This is a genomic window from Shimia sp. Alg240-R146 (assembly GCF_947331465.1).
In the GTDB taxonomy this organism is placed as follows: domain Bacteria; phylum Pseudomonadota; class Alphaproteobacteria; order Rhodobacterales; family Rhodobacteraceae; genus Shimia.
Genome location: NZ_CAMZOK010000002.1, coordinates 714960 through 734108, shown reverse-complemented (window position 1 = coordinate 734108; position 19149 = coordinate 714960). Strand labels below are relative to the sequence as shown.

Genomic DNA, 19149 nt, shown 5'->3' with positions numbered 1-19149 from the left:
CCACCAGGTAATTCTTATTGATCAAATCCGGCGCCTGAGACGTCCGCGGGTGTTCCCCCCAACGCCACAATCAACTGAGAAGCGCGACGACGCAAGCCTGCGGTTACAGATGCGTCTTCAACGATGCCGTTCAAACGCGCAATTGCGCCTTCCTGATCGCCGTCTTCGATGTCTGCGAGTGCCAGCTGTTCCTGCGCCAAAAGCGACAGCGGCGCGCCGGGATTTGCCAATGCTTCAAGGGCGGAGCGGCGTTCAGCCATTGGCAGATCGCCCGCGCGGGCCAGAATGGATTTGAAGGCCGCGATATCGCGATAAATTGCCGGGACGTCTCCGCCCGACAGAGCGATCGCGTCAAATGTTTCAGCGGCGCTGGCGGCATCACCCGCACCGATCTGTTCGGCACCAAGCAGCAGATCCGCAACCACTTGTGCCTGTGCCGAGTCGGTCTTGAGCGACTCAAGCGAAGCGGCGGCGTTGCTGTCGTTGCTTTGAAGGGCCGCCAGAATCGCATCGCCGCTGGCCTGAGCTGCCGTTTGCTGTTGCGACTTGCGCACCTCGTTGTAGGCAGCTCCGCCTACAATCAGAAGCACGAGCAGCACCGGCACCCAGCCATAGCGTCGGATCATCGCAAAAAGCTTGTCGCGTTTGACCTCTTCGGTCACTTCTTCGATGAAACTGTCTGTGTCGCTCACGCCGCTCTCCCGCCGCATTATTGTTGAGTTTGCACCCTCTTATCCGTTTGTCTCCGACCTGCCAAGGGGCGCGGCAAATCGGCAACAACTTCGCTTGCGCTTGGACAAAAATTGAAAAAATCTGAACCCATCAGTTCAGTTTTTCGCAGATGAGCTTGTTTCCGCCGATGTTGTACCCAATATGTCGGTGAAAGATTTTGCGCGAACTGACAGGGAATATCACATGCGCCTGATTCCGGCACTCACAGCGATCCTTGTGACCGTTTTTCTTTTTGTTTTGGTTGTGGAACGCGACATGCTGCGCAGCTTTGCGTCTGGCGGGGCCAGCGCGACCACGGACGAGGCAACAGAAACCACCGACGCCCCCGAGACACCGAGCACCGACGTCGCGGACGGCAAGGTGCGGGTTGTGGCCATTCGGTCCGTCACCACCTCGATCGACAGCGCGGTCGTTTTGCGCGGCGAAACCCAGGCCAACCGCTCCGTGGAAGTGCGCGCCGAAACCGGTGGGCTGGTGATATCCGAGCCGCTGCGCCGCGGTTCGCATGTGGAGCGGGGCCAGGAATTGTGCCGCCTCGAAGCCGGCACACGGACGGCTATCCTGGCCGAAGCGAAGGCGCGGCTGGCCGAAGCGGTGGCGCGCGGACCGTCAACTCAGGCAGCTGTGGCCGAGGCCGAAGCCCGCCTTGAAGAAGCGATGATAAACGACAATGCGGCGCGAAAACTGTCCGAAGGCGGCTTTGCCTCCTCGACCCGCGTGGCCTCTGCAGCGGCGTCTGTGCGCGCGGCAGAAGCCGGCGTACAGTCGGCGCGTTCCGGTTTGGAGTCTACGCAAGCGGGCATCGAATCAGCGGAAGCGTTGGTGGCGGCGGCACAGCGCGATATCGAACGGCTGACCGTGACGGCGCCATTCGCCGGACTTTTGGAAAGCGACACCGCAGAATTGGGCAGCCTCGTTCAGTCGGGCAACCTTTGCGCAACCGTCATTCAGCTTAATCCGATCCGCATCGTCGGCTTTGTGCCGGAAACCGAGGTCAACCGCGTGAACGTCGGCGCTTTGGCGGGTGCAAAGCTGACCACCGGTGAGCAAGTGACCGGTCAGGTGACCTTTGTGTCACGCTCGGCAGACCCGTTGACCCGCACATTCCGCGTCGAAGTTGCCGTTCCCAACGATGATCTGCGCATCCGCGACGGGCAAACCGCCGAGATCTACATCGCGTCAGACGGTGCCGAAGCACATCTGATCCCGCAATCGGCACTGACGTTGAACGACGAAGGCACGCTTGGCGTCCGGTTGGTGGGCGAAGGCGACATTGTCGATTTTGTTGCGGTTGAATTGTTGCGCGATGTGCCGGAAGGTATTTGGGTCGAAGGGCCACCTGATGAAGCCAACATCATTATCATCGGTCAGGAATACGTCGAAAAAGGCGTCGCCGTCGCGCCGTTTTATGAGGAGCCCGCCTGATGGTTGGTATCGTCGATTGGGCCGCTGAACGGGCCCGTATGGTTCTGGCCTTTATCGTGCTGTCCCTTGTGGTGGGCGGCTATGCCTATTGGGGCCTGCCCAAAGAAGGTGAACCGGACATTCAGATCCCTGGCCTGTTTGTCTCTGTCCCCTTCCCCGGCATTTCCGCAGCCGACAGCGAGTCGATGCTGGTCAAACCGATGGAAACCGAGCTGTCCGATCTGGACGGGCTCGACAAAATGTCGGCCACCGCATCGGAAAACTATGCCGGTATTTTCCTTGAGTTCGAATTCGGCTGGGACAAGTCCAAAACCATGGCCGACGTGCGCGAGGCCATGAACACAGCCGAAGGGAAGTTCCCCGAAGGCTTTGAAAAATATACGATTAACGAGATCAACTTCTCTGAGTTCCCGATTGTAATCGTGAACCTGACCGGACGTGTGCCGGAACGCACAATGTTCCGCATTGCCAAAGACTTGCAAGACAAGATCGAAGGGCTTGATGCGGTGCTTGAGGCCGGTATTGCCGGACAGCGCGACGAGATGTTGGAGGTGGTGATCGACCCGTTGCGGCTCGAAAGCTACAACGTTACCGCGCAAGAGCTGATCGACGTGGTTGTGCAGAACAACCAGTTGATTGCCGCCGGCGAAATCGACAGCGCGCAGGGTACATTCGCAGTTAAAATCCCGTCCTCCTTTAGCGAGCCGCGCGATGTCTATGGCTTGCCGGTCAAGACAAATGGCGACCGCGTGGTCACGTTGGGCGATCTGGCGGAAATCAATCTGACGTTTGAAGACCGCGCCGGTACCGCGCGGTTTAACGGCGAGTCCACTGTGGCGTTGCAGGTGGTGAAGCGCAAAGGCTTTAACCTGATCGACACGGCCGCCGAAGTGCGCACCCTTGTGGAAAACGCCAGTGCCGACTGGCCGTCGGAATTGCAGTCCGCAGTTCATGTCGGCACGTCCAACGACCAAAGCCGCGTTGTCGGCTCGATGGTGAGCCAGCTTGAAGGCTCGGTTCTGACGGCGATTGCGCTGGTGATGATTGTGGTTCTGACAGCCCTTGGCACCCGCGCCGCGCTGTTGGTTGGTTTTGCCATCCCGACCTCGTTCCTTTTGTGTTTCGCGCTGCTGGCAGCGATGGAAATCACCATCTCAAACATCGTGATGTTCGGCCTCATTCTGGCTGTGGGGATGCTGGTGGATGGCGCCATTGTTGTTGTGGAATACGCCGACAAACGGATCAAAGCCGGTGTGGGCCCGATGCACGCCTATGTCGAAGCTGCGAAGCGGATGTTCTGGCCGATTGTCAGCTCAACCGCGACAACGCTTTGTGCGTTCTTGCCAATGCTGTTCTGGCCCGGTGTGCCGGGTCAGTTCATGGGCATGCTGCCCGTTACGCTGATCTTTGTTCTGTCAGCCTCACTGGTGGTGGCCTTGGTTTACTTGCCGGTTATGGGCGGTGTTTCCGGCCGTTTGAGCCGCGTGTTTCACAATGCTTCCGAAGGGCTTCGGGCGCGTACACCTTGGCTCGTTCGGGCCGCATTGGTGCCGCCGTCGCTTTATCTGGTGTTTATCGGCGCGTTGCAGATCATAAACCCAGGCTATTTGTTTGACGGCCAGCCACCCGTCGAAGGCATCGCCTCAATCTTGCCGGGCTTCGTAATTTTTCTTGCGGGCGCTTTCGCAGCGTCGGTCACGTTGGGCGCGGCGCGGATTGAACGCAAGCGCAACAAAGTCAAAGCTGGCTACCGCTTGTCGCCCTTTGGCTGGTTCATCAAGCTGATCGCGGGTAACCCCATCATGCCATTGGTGTCTGTCGCTGCGGTCATCGCTGTGGTGATGACTGTCTTCTCTTATTTTGGAGAAAACAACAAAGGCGTTGAGTTCTTTGTGGAATCCGAACCCGAACAGGCGATTGTTTATGTGCTCGCACGCGGCAACCTGTCGTTGGAACAAAAAGATGCTTTGGTCAAACAGGCCGAAAGCGTTGTGCTTGCCCACCCGGGAATTCAGTCGTCGTTCGCCTTTGCTGGCGAGGGCGGGTTGAACACCAACACGGGCGGCGCACAGGCGCCCAAGGACATGATTGGTCAGATCCAGATCGAGACGATTCCGTGGGAAGATCGCCCGATACGCTCTGAGCCTTGGATCACCATTCCGGGCATCAACTATGCCATCAACCGCGAAGTGAAAGACGAGCGGTTTGGCGGCCACCGCATTTTGAACGAGCTGACCGCCGAGCTTGAAAAAATCCCCGGTGTAAAGATCGAAATTCTCGAAGCGTCGCGCGGTCCGGCCTCTGCCAAGCCCGTGCACTTGCGGGTTAAGGGCGACGATTGGGAAGACCTGATCACGGCGGCGACGCTGGTGCGCACGGAAATGGATCAGACCGCTGGCCTGATCAACATCGAAGACACCCGCCCCCTGCCGGGCATCGACTGGGAGGTTTCGGTGGATGTGGCCAAGGCTGGTCGGTATGGCGCCAACGTTGCCACCGTCGGCGGTATGGTACAGCTGGTGACCCGCGGTATCTTGCTGGACACCATGCGCGTGGACAGTTCGGATGAAGAGATCGAGATCCGTGTACGTTTGCCGGAAGAGGACCGTTTCCTGAGCACGCTAGATACGCTCAAGGTACGCACCGCCGAAGGGCTGGTGCCGCTGTCCAATTTTGTCACCCGCAAGCCGGTGGCCAAACTGGCCGAGATCAACCGCGTCGATCAGACCCGCTATTTCGACGTCAAAGCAGGCGTGAGCAGTGGGCTGACGATTTTGCATAATCCAGAGACCAACGAGCGCGAAGCCATCGAGACCGAAATTTGGAACGGCGATGAAGCGCTCAAACAGGAGTGGGCCGACAAGGGGTTTGTGGCCGAAGTCATGACCCCTAACGAACGCATCAACACATTGACGCAATGGCTTGAAACCAACCCGTTGCCGATGGGCGTTGCCTGGGAATGGACCGGCGATCAAGAGGACGAGGCCGAAAGTCAGGCATTCCTCAGCTCGGCCTTTATGGGCGCATTGTTTTTGATGTTCATCATCCTGCTGGCGCAGTTCAACAGCTTCTACAACGCGTTCCTCGTGTTGCTGGCTGTGGTTTTGTCGACCACGGGTGTGTTGATTGGCATGCTGGTCATGGATCAGGCGTTTTCGATCATCATGACAGGCACCGGCATCGTGGCCTTGGCGGGGATTGTGGTGAACAACAACATTGTTCTGATCGACACCTATCAGGAATATTCGCGATATATGCCGCGCATTGAAGCCATCGTGCGCACAGCACAGAGCCGGATCCGTCCGGTGTTGCTGACCACCATCACCACGATGGCCGGTCTGGCGCCGATGATGTACGGGCTTAGCCTTGATTTCATCAATGGCGGCTATGCGATCGACAGCCCGACGTCACTGTGGTGGAAGCAGCTGGCGACAGCTGTGGTGTTTGGACTTGGCATCGCCACCGTGCTGACGCTGGTGTTCACGCCGTCAATGTTGGCGATCCGCGTTTGGGCAGGCACATATTTCCAGTGGATGATGATGCTGCTCAAACGTCTGTCTCTTGGCAGTGCCAGCAAAGCCGGTCAGGATTGGGCGCTGCGACGTGCCGCGCGCAAGGTGAAGCAGCCAGTATTGCTTTGGGACGAGGACACTCCGCTCGAAGCGGCGACAGACGATGCGCCTGCCAAGCCTGAACCAACTGCCGAAGATATTGCTGCTGCCGAGGCGGCGCTGACTGATCAGGCGCAGGAACTTGCACCGGAGGTCGAAGCACCACGGGATGCGAAGGACGGCGACGAGACACCGCGCAAGGGGCCTGACGGGCTTCAGGCGGCAGAGTAAGACGGTCAAACGGGCCAAGGGTCTTTTCAGAAGGCCTGTTGTTGCGCAGATAGAAAAAGGGCCAAACCTTCAGCGAAGGTTTGGCCCTTTTTCGTGGTCTCAGCCAACGGCGTCTTCGCTCAGTTGTCGTTGCCAAAGCTGGGCGTAGCGTCCACGCCGGTCCAGCAGATCAGAGTGCGTGCCTTCTTCCACGACTTCGCCATTTTCCAGCACCACAATCCGGTCGGCTTCGGCGATGGTGCTCAGGCGATGGGCGATGGTGATCACCGTGCGCCCCTGCCCCGCATGCGCCAGCGCTTCTTTGATGTCTTGCTCGGTCTCGGTATCAAGCGCCGATGTGGCCTCGTCCAGCAACAGCAGCGGTGGATTTTTCAGCAGCGTGCGGGCAATGCCGACACGTTGCTTTTCACCCCCCGACAGCTTGAGCCCCCGCTCACCAACGGCTGTTTCATAGCCTTCCGGCAGCGATGCGATAAAGTCATGTATCTGCGCGGCCTTGGCGGCGGCAATGATATCGTCCTCGGTGGCGCCGTCGCGCCCGTAAGCGATGTTGTAGCGAATGGTGTCGTTAAACAGCACCGTGTCCTGCGGCACCACACCAATTGCGTCATGCAGGCTCTCCTGTGTCACATCACGTACGTCCTGGCCATCGATGCGCAGGGCTCCGCCCTGTACGTCATAAAACCGGAAAAGAAGCCGACCGATGGTGGATTTCCCCGACCCCGACGCGCCTACAATTGCGACGGTTTTGCCGCCCTCAACCGTGAGGCTGACGCCCTTTAGGATGGCGCGCTCCGGATCATAACCAAAGGCCACACTATCCAGTTCGATCCGCCCCTTTGAGACATCAACCGGCTTTGCGTCTGGCTTGTCTGACACTTCGCTGGGCTGGCCCAGCAAATCAAACATTTCGCCCATGTCCACAAGGCTTTGGCGGATTTCACGATACACCGTGCCAAGGAAATTCAGCGGCATGGTGATCTGGATCATATAGGCGTTCACCATGACAAAATCGCCCACCGTCAACGTGCCGTTCTCAACACCGTTGGCCGCCATGACCATCACCACAACAAGACCGGTGGTGATCAGAAAAGATTGGCCAAAGTTCAGGAACGCCAATGAATAAGACGTCTTGAGGGCGGCTTCTTCATAGCCGGCCATAGCGGCGTCATAGCGGGCGGCTTCGCGTTTCTCGGCCCCAAAATATTTGACGGTCTCGAAATTCAGCAGGCTGTCGATGGCCTTTTGGTTGGCGTCGGTGTCCTGATCGTTCATCTGGCGGCGCAGCTTTACCCGCCATTCAGTGACCTTGAACGTAAATGCCACATACGTCCCGATGGTGACCGCGACCACCACCAGATACCAGATGTCAAACACCACCGCAAGGATCACGCCGATCAGCAGCAGTTCCAATATCAGCGGACCGATAGAAAACAGCATAAAGCGCAACAGGAATTCGACGCCTTTGACACCACGTTCGATGATGCGGCTCAGGCCACCTGTTTTGCGAGTGATGTGATAGCGCATCGAGAGGCGGTGAATGTGCTCAAAGGTCTCCAGTGCGAGCTGACGCAGGGCACGCTGTGCCACCTTGGCAAAAACCGCATCGCGCAGTTGCTGAAACCCGTTGGCCATCAGCCGGGCCAAACCATAAGCAATCGTCAGGCCAACGGCGCCCAGAACCAATGGAGATACGGCCTCCTCGGCCAGCGCATCGACGGCGCCTTTGTAAAGCATGGGGGTGTAGACGGCGATTGCCTTGGACGCCAAAAGCGCCAGCATCGCCAGCACCACACGGTATTTTACCCACGCCTGATCCTTTGGCCAAAGATACGGCGCCACTTTGCGTACGGTGCGCCAGCCAGAGCGCTGTTCATTTCGCGCGAGTTCTTCGTCAGATGCGGTGTGCCACTGGGCCATGCTGCCTGCCTTGCAAAATAAATGAGCCGGGCGACGTTACTGCCCGGCTCATCGGAATACCACCCGTGCAGATGCACAGATCACTCTGGAACGGTGAACACCTGCCCCGGATAAATCAGATCGGGATCGCGGATTTTGTCTTTGTTGGCTTCAAAAACACGCACATACATCGGGCCTTCGCCGTAGCGTTCGCGCGCGATCGCCCAAAGGGACGAGCCCGGTTGGACTGTGATGATCTGAACCGCTGGCTGTTTCGGCGTCTCAGCAGTCTGAGGTGCCGGAGTTGGCGCTGGTGTTGGTTGCTCCGCAGCCGTTTCAGGCTGCGATGCAGCAACAGGTTGAGGTGCCTCTTCAACTTTCGGCGCTTCGGGCTCGCTTGCGACCACTGTTTCGGCTTCAGGCTGCGATGCGACCTCCTCGGCGCTCTCCTGAGCGGCACTTGTGGTCGTGACCTCGGGATCGGCCTGCGGTTCCTCGCCGGTTTCGGTCAACTGACGGGCCTGGGCCACGCGTTCGGGCGTTTCGCGTTTGAATGGCGTTTCGACACGGCTCAGCACTTTGCCGGATGCGTCCACTTCATCCGCGCGCAACGTGTAAAGGCCTGCGTCGATGTCCAGCAGCTCTGCCTGCCATTGTCCGGCCTCATCAACAGGCGCTGTTTCGACCGGCGCGTTGTTCAAGTAAAGCCGCACAAACCCTTCGGCGAGGCCGCGACCGGCAACGACAACCGCACCGCTGTCGGAATAGCTGATGGCATCAATCGAAACTGCTGAGGTCACATCAGCCGCATCCGAAGCCGTTGCAGGTTGCACCACCCGCACACCGTCAGCGTCAGACACCAGAACAGCAGGTGCTTTCGGGGTTTCAGGTTGCGCGGCCGCAGCGGTTTCCTCTTCAGCCGTTTCCACAACGTCCTGTGCGGCGACGTTTTGGTCAGGAGCACTTTCCTCAGACGTTTCTTCAGCAGGCTTTGTCGTGACATCGGGCGTGGCGTTCGCGGGTTCGGCCTCAGCGGTGACAACCTGTTCGGCGACCTTAGGTTCATCCTCCGGCTCTGCGGCCTCTGCCACCACCACTGGTGCGGCAATCGGGGCCACAAGAAACGCGCTTTCCGACATCAGATCGCCATCTTCACGTCGCTCGACAAGCAGGAGTTCGCTCGGTTGAGGATTGGGCCCCAAAGATATGAAAGTAAAGAATTTTCCAGCGCTGTCAGTCGCAGATTTGGCGATTTCAACACCATTCAAAAGCAGGACGACTTCTGCGTTTGGCGCGGCGGTGCCTGCGATCTGACCTTCGCCATCCGGCGCGATGCGCACCAGATCGAAAGCCGGCAAAATCACGGGTTCAGCGATCGTCCGTTCCGGCGCAGGATCTGGCGTGGCCACAGCAGCGACCTCGTCCGGTGCCGCGTCAGCCTCTGGCGTCTCCTCCTCAGGCTCGGGCTCAGATGTTGCCACTTCTTCCGACGGTGTTTCTTGCACCACTGGCGCAGGCGTCGCCGCAGGGTCAGCCGCGTCCTCGTTGACCTCGGCAATCGGGGCCGTGGCCTCGTCTGTCACCGGAGCGGCTACGGTGGTGTCTTGTGGATCTGGAGCCGCCTCTTCGGGGGCTGTCAGCACACCGGAGGCCACCAGAGCAATCACGGCGACCGCGGTCGCGGCGACACCGCCGCCGACCAATGCTGCATTGCTGCTTATAAATGTCGCGATCTTGCTCATCCGCCCTCATCCCCCGAATTCGGCGTTCATCTTGGTTGAGCGACATTAGCAACAGGGGTAATGCTGGTCAAAAGAGTTTGAACATATTGAGGAAAATCATGACCAAGCGTTCTGTCTGTGTCTTTTGTGGCTCACGTGCGGGGGCTGATCCGGCCTATTTGGACGCGGCTGATGCGCTAGGCGCACGGCTGGCGGCGCATGATTGGCGGCTGGTTTATGGCGCCGGCGACGTTGGGTTGATGGGTGCTGTGGCCAATGCAGCGCAGGCGGCGGGGGCCGAGACATTTGGCGTGATCCCAACGCACCTGCTGGACTGGGAGGTTGGCAAGCGCGACCTCAACCGCTTCATCGTCACCGAAAACATGCACGAGCGCAAAAAGGTGATGTACATGAATTCCGACGCTTTGGTGGTTTTGCCGGGCGGCGCGGGCTCGTTGGATGAGTTTTTTGAAGTGCTGACATGGCGTCAGTTGGGGCTGCACGAAAAACCGATCCTGTTGTTGAACGTAAACGGGTTTTGGAACCCGCTGGTGGGGCTATTGGATCACGTCATTGAACAGGGCTTTGCCGAGGAAAGCCTCAAGGGCTTTGTGCAGGTGGTGGACACGGTGACGGAGCTTGAATTGCGCCTGACGCAGGCGTTCGGCTGATCATCCAAACTCTTAAAGGGGGTGTCCACAAACCGTTTTGGCGAGAGATAAACGGTCATTCGCAGAGATCAGAACCAAAGTCTGCTGTGCGGGACATAGTGTGAATTCCCTACGCTCGCACCAATGGCGGCTTTGCTATCGCAGTTTGAGGATCACATTATCCTCTGCCTCTTCCCCATCAACTCCGTGCGCACGGACAATCCCAACTAGCCAGTCGAAAACAACTGGTCCTTCGTTGTTCTGTGCCTGTCTCAATTGCTCTTTGACTGAACTTCGGTTCGTTGGATGGCACCGTTCGAGACGCTGCTCCAATTGGCGAACGGTTTCCGAGTATCCCAAACGCCGTTTCGAAGCCTCAGAGTTTTCCCAAATTAAGATAAAGCCTTGGTCCGGCGTACCGAAACCACCACGCAATATGTCGTTGAAGGCATCCAGATTGTGGCCCCATTCGGTCCCAGGAATGAGAACACTGCTGACCTCGTCGTAAAATTCCTCAAGCGTCGAGAACTGTTCACCGTCGATGCGAAAAGTCTTCATGCTGTGGTATTTCCTCCAAGTTTCCTGAACCATCGCCGCATCTAGAGTAACAGAACGGTGAGACACAAGCACACTAGTCCTAGGACCGGACATTCGCTGCAATGCAGAACTCATGCAATTTATGCTCAGCGCAGTCATTCGCCGCAGTCGATCTAGTGCCTGCATTGAAACTATCGGAACCAAATCCACTTGCGAACTCGAAAAGAAAAAGCCCGCCGGACATCTCTGTCGGCGGGCTTTTCCTTGATGCGTTAGCAGATCACATGCGCGATGCGACGTTTTCCCAGTTCACTAGGTTGTCCAGGAAGTTGGACAGGTAAACAGGACGCTTGTTGCGGAAGTCGATGTAGTAGGAGTGTTCCCAAACATCACAACCAAGCAGTGCAGTCTGGTTGAAGCACAGCGGGTTCACGCCGTTTTCAGTCTTGGTCACTGCCAGCGAGCCGTCTGCGTTTTTCACAAGCCAGCACCAGCCGGAACCGAACTGACCAGCACCTGCGGCGGAGAACTGCTTTTTGAAATCGTCAACCGAGCCGAAGGATTCAACCAGAGCTTTTTCCAGCTCAGATGGCATGGCGTTTGCGCCAGGGCCCATCATTTCCCAGAACTGGTTGTGGTTCCACAGCTGGGAGATGTTGTTGAAGATGCCGTTCTGGGCAACCGCGTTGGCGTCATATGTACCAACGATGATTTCTTCCAGCGACTTGCCGTCCCACTCGGTGCCAGCAATCGCAGCGTTGCCGTTGGTCACATAGGCGTTGTGGTGCAGATCGTGGTGGAATTCCAGCGTCTCGGCGGACATGCCTTTGTCAGCCAGAGCGTCGTGGGCGTAGGGAAGATCAGGGAGTTGAAAAGCCATTGCAGCATCCTCTTCTGTTGCGCGAATTTTGTCTGCCCCCAGATGCGGGGGATTTTGGGGTGAGGTCAAGTCTAAAGCGGGGATTTGACCTGTGTTTTAGCGCCGTTTGCAGGTGCCTTGGGCGCTGAAATATTCCGGTGACACGCCCAGATAATTCAGAACATCGATCCCCGGAGCGTTCAGGTTGGCGGTCGCCTTGTCTCGTTGTTTGAAATAACTCAGCGAATAATTCAGCGATGGACCGTAACCCAATTCGGTTTTCACCCCTTTGAGTTTCCAGCGCAGGGTCAGGCGTTTTTCTGTATTCGTCTGCACTGTCGCAGGAATGGGACCGCCATTTTCCTGATTTATCAAACTGTCAAAAACGGTGACGTTGCCGCCATCGATAGCAACAACAATTCGGCTGCGGATCCATTCGTTGGCGCCTTGCCGCGGGAAACTGCAGTCAAAGGTCTGCGCGACCGCCAAGGGCGCACAGACCACAGCGGCCAAACATGTTAGGGTGAATGACTTCATGGACATCCCTTTCCGTAGGTTTAGTCTTGCTACGATAAGAGGCCCTGTCCGGATGATTAAATCAAGTCTGGAGCAACCAGTTGGTGCCAAACCCAGCCGCGTCACGGATCACTTTTTGACCGTGCAGCGACCTGATGCGCTGAGATTGTTACGGAGTTCGCGGTCTATCCGAGCTTTGACCTTCGACGTATTGTTAGTGACATTGATCGTCGCTTTGTAGGTAATATTCACCTCAAAGTTTTCTTTGAAATCGGTGTTAATTGGTACGTTCTCAACTTTCCAATCGAGTTGAATCCGCTTCTTGGTAGGATGGGACAGCTCCGCCGTTATCGGTTTTCTGTGAAAGGCTGAAACCAAGTTGTCGAAGGCCTTTGCAGTGCCTTTGGCTTCGTCCACAAAGAAAATGGCCTTTTCAGACAGAAAGCCGCCCTGTCCGTGCACTTTGTAGTCGCAGTGATATTCAACAGGCGCTGCAAAGACCGCAGCGGCGGATAGAAAGACAGTCGCAAATGCTGCGACGCCGGATCCGGATTTAGTCATGAGTGTTGGTCTTTCGGTTGGGAATTAACGGCACAGGAAATTAATCTTGTGCCGCCCAAAAAATACTTACCGAGTTGTGCAAACTATTTGGCAGGGCGACATTTTCCGGCCGCCTTTGTGTTGTTGCGAACGTCAATAGAAGGCGTTGCCCGCAAGGTGCCCTGCATTGTTTTCAGGTTGATTGAGCCGCGATATTTTACATCCACGGGGATCGTTTCGCCGCTGGTAAATCTGGACGGAATGTCCTTTAGTTCCCAATAGAATTCCATCCGTTTCGTCGAGGCGCGTTTCATCCTTACGTCGATCGGTTTGCCGTGCATCTCTTTGATATAGCCGTCATAAGCCTGTGCAGTGCCTTTTTCCTCATCAAAGATAAAGAGCGCCGCGTCGCCGACCCAGCCGCCATATCCGCGGCTGCTGTATTCACAGACAAACGCCTTTTCAGCTGCCAAAACAGGTCCGGCCAAGGTTGCGAGGCCAGTTGCAAGAGTTGCAGCAAGAGCAAGTTTATTCATTAGTATCTTCCGTTTGATCTTTCGCGGGTTTTGCATGGATACAGGCGTGCGAAATTGCGAAAACAGTTTCGCATCAAAGCGCCGTCCCAAAGCGCATCCCCCATTTGTCACAGAAATATCCGAAGTCACTATCGCAAAAATAGAATCGCGAATACCGGAAATCTCCTATTTATGGCGGCTATTTGGGACCCGACGCTAAGAAGCGTCAAGGTCAAATGCCGCAAAACTATGGTTTAACGGACCCCGTCTCGACCAAGTGTGCCGCCGGCCGGTCACTTTTTGCGTTGTTGGATTACCCCAAATGGTGGACTTCGCCGCCTTTTGTTGCCGACAAGCGTAGCACATCAAACACGTATTGCGCGACAGAGCGGAAACAGATCACCTCAAACGCGTCTGACTCTGTTTGCCAGAATGCGGCGGGCACTTGGGCAATGCGGGTGCGGCGGATTTCATCTGCAGCAAAGCGGCTGTGCGAAAGGTCAACCGGTGCCAGTTTCGCCAACACATCGCGACAGCCAACCCCGCGGATTTCAAACACTGCCCGTGCATCAGAGACGTTGGCGACAAGCGCGTGACCGCCCGAGAGCGCGGCGTTCAATGTGGCGACTGTGTCCAGCACAGTGGCGTAGTCCACGACCACCAACAGTTCATCCGGAGACATCCACGCGACCTTGCCCTTGCCGCCGACTGCCACTTTGCGTTGCGCCGGCACATCCGCGCCTGTTGCCGCTTTGATCGCAGCGGTCATTGCCTTGGATGCAAGATCGCCACGCACGGTTATCATGCCGCGAAGACCGGTTTCGGTGACCGATGCAAAGCCTTTGAATTCTGCGCCGGAGAGCGCGCTCACTGCCTCAGACATTTTGCTTCTCCCCGTCTTTGTCATAAAACACCGGATCGACCACGCGGGCCGCGACTGTGCCGCCGTCCACCTTGTTGAACTCCACCACGTCGTCCAATCGGTTCATGCCGCCATGCACCAGCCCCATGGCGATGCCACGGTCCAGTGTCGGCGAATAGTAGGTCGAGGTGACACGGCCCTGCACGTTGCGCTGATTGTTGGCGTTTTTGCCCTCAGCCACGATATAAGACCCGTCCGGAATGACAGACCCATCCAGCGTTTCAAAACCGGCCAGTTTCCAGCGATCCGGGCTGGCCATGTGATCGCGCAGCTGCGCGCGTTTGCCAAGGAAGTCTCCTTTCTTTTTGGAAATCGCCCACTGCATGTTGAGATCCTGCGGAATGACCGTACCGTCAGTTTCGTCGCCAATCATGATAAAGCCCTTCTCGGCACGCATCACATGCAGCGCTTCGGTTCCGTATGGCATGATGTCGAACTCTTTGCCGAATTCCATGACAACATCCCAAAAGGCGCGACCCTGACTTGCCGGAACAGCGATTTCATAGCTGAGCTCCCCTGAGAAAGAGATACGATAGGCCCGCGCGTCAAACGCGCCGATCTTGCCGTCTTTCCACGCCATAAAGGGCAGCGCCTCTTCGGACACATCCATGTCGCCGCCGAGTTTCTCGATCAGATTGCGAGCATTAGGTCCGACGATGGCAATTTGCGCGTATTGCTCGGTCACATTGGCGGTGAACACCTGCCAATCCCACCATTCACATTGCAGCCAGTCTTCCATCCAGCCGTGAATGCGCTCGGCGCCGCCGGTGGTGGTGTGACACAGGAACGTGTCCTCATCGATGCGCGCCACAACTCCGTCATCGATCAGGAACCCGTTCTCGTTGCACACCAGGCCATAGCGGCATTTGCCCGGCTTCAGGGTGGACATCATGTTGGTGTACATCATGTCGAGGAATTTACCCGCGTCCGGGCCTTTGACGATGATCTTGCCAAGCGTCGATGCATCCAGAAGGCCCACGGAATTGCGGGTCTGGTTGATCTCGCGCTTTACCGCGTCGGCGTGGGTTTCACTGCCACGCGGGAAGCAATACGGGCGACGCCATTGGCCGACTGGTTCAAAGAACGCACCGTTGGCTTCGTGCCAGTCATGGATCGGCGTGCGGCGCAGCGGTTGGAACACCTCGTCGCGGGCCTCGCCGGCAATCGATCCCATCGAGATCGGTGTGTATGGCGGACGGAACGTGGTTGTGCCCGTCGCTGGAATGGGCTGATTGAGCGCATCAGAAAGCACGGCGAGACCGTTGATGTTACTCAATTTACCCTGATCGGTCGCCATACCCAAAGTGGTGTAGCGTTTTGTGTGCTCAACGCTTTCATAGCCTTCTTGGGCCGCAAGCCGAACATCGGACACTTTCACGTCGTTTTGATAATCCAACCAGGCCTTCATGCGCAGTTTTGTCCCTGCGCCCTGTGGCATCAGCCAGACAGGCTCCAATGCCACTTCATCATGCTCTGACACACTCGGAGTTTTTAAGTCCGGCACGTTTAGACCCAAAGCCTGACAAACCTTGTTGGCAGCGTCATGGGCCGTTCTCAGTGTTTCAAAAAGAGAAAAACCTTCGTAGTCCGTATCGGTTTGTGCGCCTGCCGCTGATCCGGCTGGCACCACAAATGGATTACCATCGTGACTTAGAGGTGGGCGGTTGGGATCGGGTTGGAACATCGCGTATTTTTCGTTCCAGTTCAGCTTGCCGCCACAGTGCGACCACAGGTGCACCACTGGCGACCAACCGCCAGACATGGCCACCGCATCACAGGCAATGTCCTCCAACACAGATCCTTCGCCCGCTTGCGCACAAATTGCCACGCCAGTCACGCGCTTGCCGCCTTTGACTTTGGCAATGGCCTTGCCGTTTTCCACGCGGATACCAAGTGCCTTGGCTTCCTCCGCCAAGGCGCCACCGCCTGTGGCGCGGGCATCCAATATCACCGGCACATCAAGGCCCGCGTTTTTCAACGCAATCGCTGTGCGGTAGGCATCGTCATTGTTGGTCACAACCACGGTGCGGTCGCCCGCAGAAACCCCAAAGTTCGCCACATAGTCGCGCACGGCGCTCGCCAGCATGACGCCGGGAATGTCGTTGCCAGCAAACGACAATGGACGTTCGATGGCACCTGTCGCGGTCACGATCTGTTTTGCACGGATGCGCCACAGTCGGTGACGCGGACCAGCCAAAGCAGGCGCGTGATCGGTCAGACGTTCATAGCCAAGGAGATAGCCGTGGTCATAGACCCCTGCCCCCATCATCCGGTTTCTGAGCGTAACGTTGTCCATCGCTTCCAGCTCAGTCACGGTCGCGTCGATGAAGTCGTCGGTAGCTTTGCCATCGATTTCGCCGCCATCAACAGGCGCACGGCCACCCCAAAACGCAGTCTGTTCCATCAGGAGCACAGAGGCACCCGCCAGTCCTGCGGTTTTGGCAGCTTGCAGACCAGCGACACCGCCGCCGACGATCACAACGTCAAAGAAGGCGTAGTAATGTTCATAGCGGTCGGCATCACGATCTTTGGGCGCCTTGCCCAGACCGGCGGAGTGGCGCACGATCGGTTCAAAGACGTGTTTCCACGCCGCTGCGGGCGCCATGAAGGTTTTGTAGTAAAACCCCGCGGGCAAGGCCCGCGCGGCGTAGTTGTTAACGACGCCCACGTCAAACTCAAGCGACGGCCAGTGGTTCTGGCTGGTGGCGCTCAGCCCGTCGTAAAGCTCTGTCGTGGTGGCGCGTTGGTTGGGCTCAAATTTGCCACCAGCGCCAAGGTTCACCAGCGCGTTTGGCTCTTCGGCGCCCGAGGCGACAACGCCACGCGGGCGGTGGTATTTGAACGAGCGGCCCATCAGCATCTGGTCGTTGGCCAGAAGAGCTGAGGCGAGCGTGTCGCCCTCGTATCCGGTGAGTTGCTTGCCGTTAAAGCTGAACGTGACCTGCTTGGCTTTGTTCAACAGACGGCCGCCAGTGGCGAGGCGTGTGCTCATGAGAACTCCCTCCACGACCAACCGGGATATTTGGCCGAGATTTTGTCTTTGATGTCTTTGGGCGGCTCCAGCGTTTGCGCCGAATAGGTGCCAAACACCTCAAGCGTCGTCGTGGAGCGCGCCGCGTGGAAGAATTTGCCGCAGCCTGATGCGTGCCGCCAGCGCTCAAAATGCACCCCCTTGGGGTTTTCGCGCATGAAGAGGTAGCTCTCGAAATCCGCGTCGTCGCTCTCGGGACCAAAGCGCTTCAGATGAGCCTCACCTTCGGCGTGAAGCTCGGTTTCCTCGGCCCAAACGCCGCAATAGGGGCATTGAAGGGTTAGCATTATTTGTCCTCCATGTCGTCGATCCACAGGACAAGCTCGAATTCCCGACCCGTTTTTCGCGCACGTGCAATCTTATCGAAAACGATCTCTGCGTTTCCTGTCTTTGTCTTAGCCGCCAATTGTTCTTCCTTGGCTTCCAGTCCCAAGAGAGAAACGTCCAAATTCAAGGGATGGCGCTCACCTCTTTCGACGATTTCATATGCTTCCATGCTTTGAACCACGAAACCTCGATCGTGTAGCAGTGGGACAATTCCTTCGACCTCAATGAGCGACATTGCGGGCATGCCTTTTGCACTACTCCCTGCCGTCAACAGTTCTTGCAATTGTGTCTCACTGAACGCCATCAGTGCGCCACCCCCGCTGCCACGCTCTCATCAATAAACCGGCCCTCAATAAACCGCTCCATACCAAACTCCGCGCTCAACGGACCCGGCTCACCCTTCGCAATCAACTCGGCAGTGGCCCAGCCGCCGCCCGGAATGGCTTTGAAGCCGCCAGTGCCCCAACCCGCGTTGATAAAGCAGTTGCCCAGAGGCGTTTTGCCAATCACTGGCGAGCGGTCGCCGGTAACGTCGACAATGCCGCCCCACTGGCGCAGCATCTTGAGACGGCTGACCATCGGGAAGGTTTCACAAAGCGCGCGAACGGTTTCCTCGATGTGATGGAAGCTGCCGCGTTGGGTGTAGTTGTTGAACCCGTCGGTTCCGCCGCCAATCACCATCTCACCCTTGTCTGACTGAGACATATAGCCGTGTACGGTGTTGGCCATCACCACCACATCCATACAGGGCTTGATCGGCTCACTGACAAGCGCTTGCAACGCCACCGATTCCATCGGCAGACGGAAACCCGCCATATTAGCCAAGTCACCCGAGTTGCCAGCCACGACAAGCCCAAGCTTGTCACAATCAATGGCGCCTTTGGTGGTGTCGACACCCGTCACCTTGCCGCCCTCTTGGCGCACTCCGGTGACTTCGCATTTCTGGATGATGTCCATGCCCATATCAGAGCACGCCCGCGCATAGCCCCAAGCCACAGCATCATGACGACCTGTACCGCCGCGCGCCTGCCAAAGACCACCCAGAACAGGATAGCGCGGCCCATCGATGTTGATGATCGGCACCAGCTCTTTGACCCGCTCCGGCCCGATGAATTCGGTGGTCACGCCTTGCAACGCGTTGGCGTGCGCTGTGCGTTGATAGCCGCGAATTTCGCTTTCGGTCTGCGCCAGCATGATCACGCCACGCGGGCTGAACATCACATTGTAGTTCAGATCCTGCGACATGGTCTCATAAAGCGAGCGCGCTTTTTCATAAAGCGCTGCCGAGCTGTCCTGCAGATAGTTGGAGCGGATGATCGTGGTGTTGCGCCCCGTGTTGCCGCCACCCAGCCAGCCTTTTTCGATGATCGCCACATTGGTGATGCCGAAATTCTTGCCCAGATAGAACGCGGTGGCGAGGCCATGCCCGCCCGCGCCGACGATGATCACATCGTATTTCTTCTTGGGTTCGGGGGAGCGCCACGCGCGTTCCCAACCGGTGTGAAACCGGGCGGCTTCGCGGGCGATGGCAAATGCTGAATAACGTCTCATGAGCAGTGATTCCGATACGGCGGGACTTTCGTCATTTTATGCCCTCTCAGCATCGGGGCGCACCCTGATTAAAGCGCCTATT

General features: G+C 57.3%; 16 protein-coding genes. 3 read left to right on the top strand and 13 right to left on the bottom strand.

The annotated features are described in order from the left end of the window. Positions 1–14: 14 nt before the first annotated feature. The gene (locus PG871_RS12825; protein WP_270729863.1) at positions 15–692 is read right to left on the bottom strand and encodes a hypothetical protein; all 678 of its coding nucleotides are present in this window, start codon (positions 690–692) and stop codon (positions 15–17) included. 223 nt (positions 693–915) lie between these two features. Between PG871_RS12825 and PG871_RS12820 the strand changes: the two genes are divergently transcribed. Together PG871_RS12820 and PG871_RS12815 are read left to right on the top strand one after the other, a co-directional pair. After that, the gene (locus PG871_RS12820) at positions 916–2157 is read left to right on the top strand and encodes an efflux RND transporter periplasmic adaptor subunit (RefSeq protein WP_270729861.1); all 1242 of its coding nucleotides are present in this window, start codon (positions 916–918) and stop codon (positions 2155–2157) included. After that, positions 2157–5999 (top strand): efflux RND transporter permease subunit, encoded by a 3843-nt coding sequence (locus PG871_RS12815; RefSeq protein ID WP_270729859.1) that lies wholly within the window; start codon positions 2157–2159, stop codon positions 5997–5999. Before PG871_RS12820 ends, PG871_RS12815 begins: the two co-directional genes overlap by 1 nt. A 99-nt stretch (positions 6000–6098) precedes the next feature. Here PG871_RS12815 and PG871_RS12810 read toward each other — a convergent pair whose 3' ends face one another. After that, positions 6099–7919 carry an ABCB family ABC transporter ATP-binding protein/permease gene (locus tag PG871_RS12810; protein WP_270729857.1) on the bottom strand — a complete coding sequence of 607 codons (1821 nt, stop codon included), beginning with the start codon at positions 7917–7919 and terminating at the stop codon, positions 6099–6101. 80 nt (positions 7920–7999) lie between these two features. Beyond that, positions 8000–9640 carry a LysM peptidoglycan-binding domain-containing protein gene (locus PG871_RS12805; protein ID WP_270729854.1) on the bottom strand — a complete coding sequence of 547 codons (1641 nt, stop codon included), beginning with the start codon at positions 9638–9640 and terminating at the stop codon, positions 8000–8002. A gap of 98 nt (positions 9641–9738) precedes the next feature. On the opposite strand from PG871_RS12805, the gene PG871_RS12800 reads away from it, so the two are divergent. Next, positions 9739–10290: a TIGR00730 family Rossman fold protein gene (locus PG871_RS12800; RefSeq protein WP_270729852.1), complete on the top strand. Its 552-nt coding sequence runs from the start codon at positions 9739–9741 to the stop codon at positions 10288–10290. A 135-nt stretch (positions 10291–10425) separates the two neighbouring features. Here PG871_RS12800 and PG871_RS12795 read toward each other — a convergent pair whose 3' ends face one another. The 10 genes from PG871_RS12795 to PG871_RS12750 form a co-directional block, all read right to left on the bottom strand. Next, entirely contained in the window at positions 10426–10827 is a 402-nt protein-coding gene (locus tag PG871_RS12795) for a barstar family protein (RefSeq protein ID WP_270729850.1), read from the bottom strand. 259 nt (positions 10828–11086) lie between these two features. Then, positions 11087–11686, bottom strand: a complete 600-nt coding sequence (locus PG871_RS12790; RefSeq protein WP_270729847.1) for a superoxide dismutase — start codon at positions 11684–11686, stop codon at positions 11087–11089. Between the two features lie 96 nt (positions 11687–11782). After that, positions 11783–12202 (bottom strand): hypothetical protein, encoded by a 420-nt coding sequence (locus PG871_RS12785; protein WP_270729846.1) that lies wholly within the window; start codon positions 12200–12202, stop codon positions 11783–11785. A 108-nt stretch (positions 12203–12310) separates the two neighbouring features. Continuing rightward, positions 12311–12742 carry a hypothetical protein gene (locus PG871_RS12780; protein ID WP_270729845.1) on the bottom strand — a complete coding sequence of 144 codons (432 nt, stop codon included), beginning with the start codon at positions 12740–12742 and terminating at the stop codon, positions 12311–12313. A gap of 83 nt (positions 12743–12825) precedes the next feature. Continuing rightward, positions 12826–13257 carry a hypothetical protein gene (locus PG871_RS12775; protein ID WP_270729843.1) on the bottom strand — a complete coding sequence of 144 codons (432 nt, stop codon included), beginning with the start codon at positions 13255–13257 and terminating at the stop codon, positions 12826–12828. A 292-nt stretch (positions 13258–13549) separates the two neighbouring features. Then, positions 13550–14119: a sarcosine oxidase subunit gamma gene (locus PG871_RS12770; protein ID WP_270729842.1), complete on the bottom strand. Its 570-nt coding sequence runs from the start codon at positions 14117–14119 to the stop codon at positions 13550–13552. Continuing rightward, positions 14112–17150 carry a sarcosine oxidase subunit alpha family protein gene (locus tag PG871_RS12765; protein ID WP_270729840.1) on the bottom strand — a complete coding sequence of 1013 codons (3039 nt, stop codon included), beginning with the start codon at positions 17148–17150 and terminating at the stop codon, positions 14112–14114. Before PG871_RS12765 ends, PG871_RS12770 begins: the two co-directional genes overlap by 8 nt. Then, positions 17147–17476 carry a sarcosine oxidase subunit delta gene (locus PG871_RS12760; RefSeq protein WP_270729838.1) on the bottom strand — a complete coding sequence of 110 codons (330 nt, stop codon included), beginning with the start codon at positions 17474–17476 and terminating at the stop codon, positions 17147–17149. Before PG871_RS12760 ends, PG871_RS12765 begins: the two co-directional genes overlap by 4 nt. Continuing rightward, the gene (locus tag PG871_RS12755; protein WP_270729836.1) at positions 17476–17820 is read right to left on the bottom strand and encodes a hypothetical protein; all 345 of its coding nucleotides are present in this window, start codon (positions 17818–17820) and stop codon (positions 17476–17478) included. Before PG871_RS12755 ends, PG871_RS12760 begins: the two co-directional genes overlap by 1 nt. Then, complete coding sequence (locus PG871_RS12750) at positions 17820–19067, bottom strand: sarcosine oxidase subunit beta family protein (RefSeq protein WP_270729834.1); 1248 nt, start codon at positions 19065–19067, stop codon at positions 17820–17822. Before PG871_RS12750 ends, PG871_RS12755 begins: the two co-directional genes overlap by 1 nt. Positions 19068–19149 lie beyond the last annotated feature (82 nt).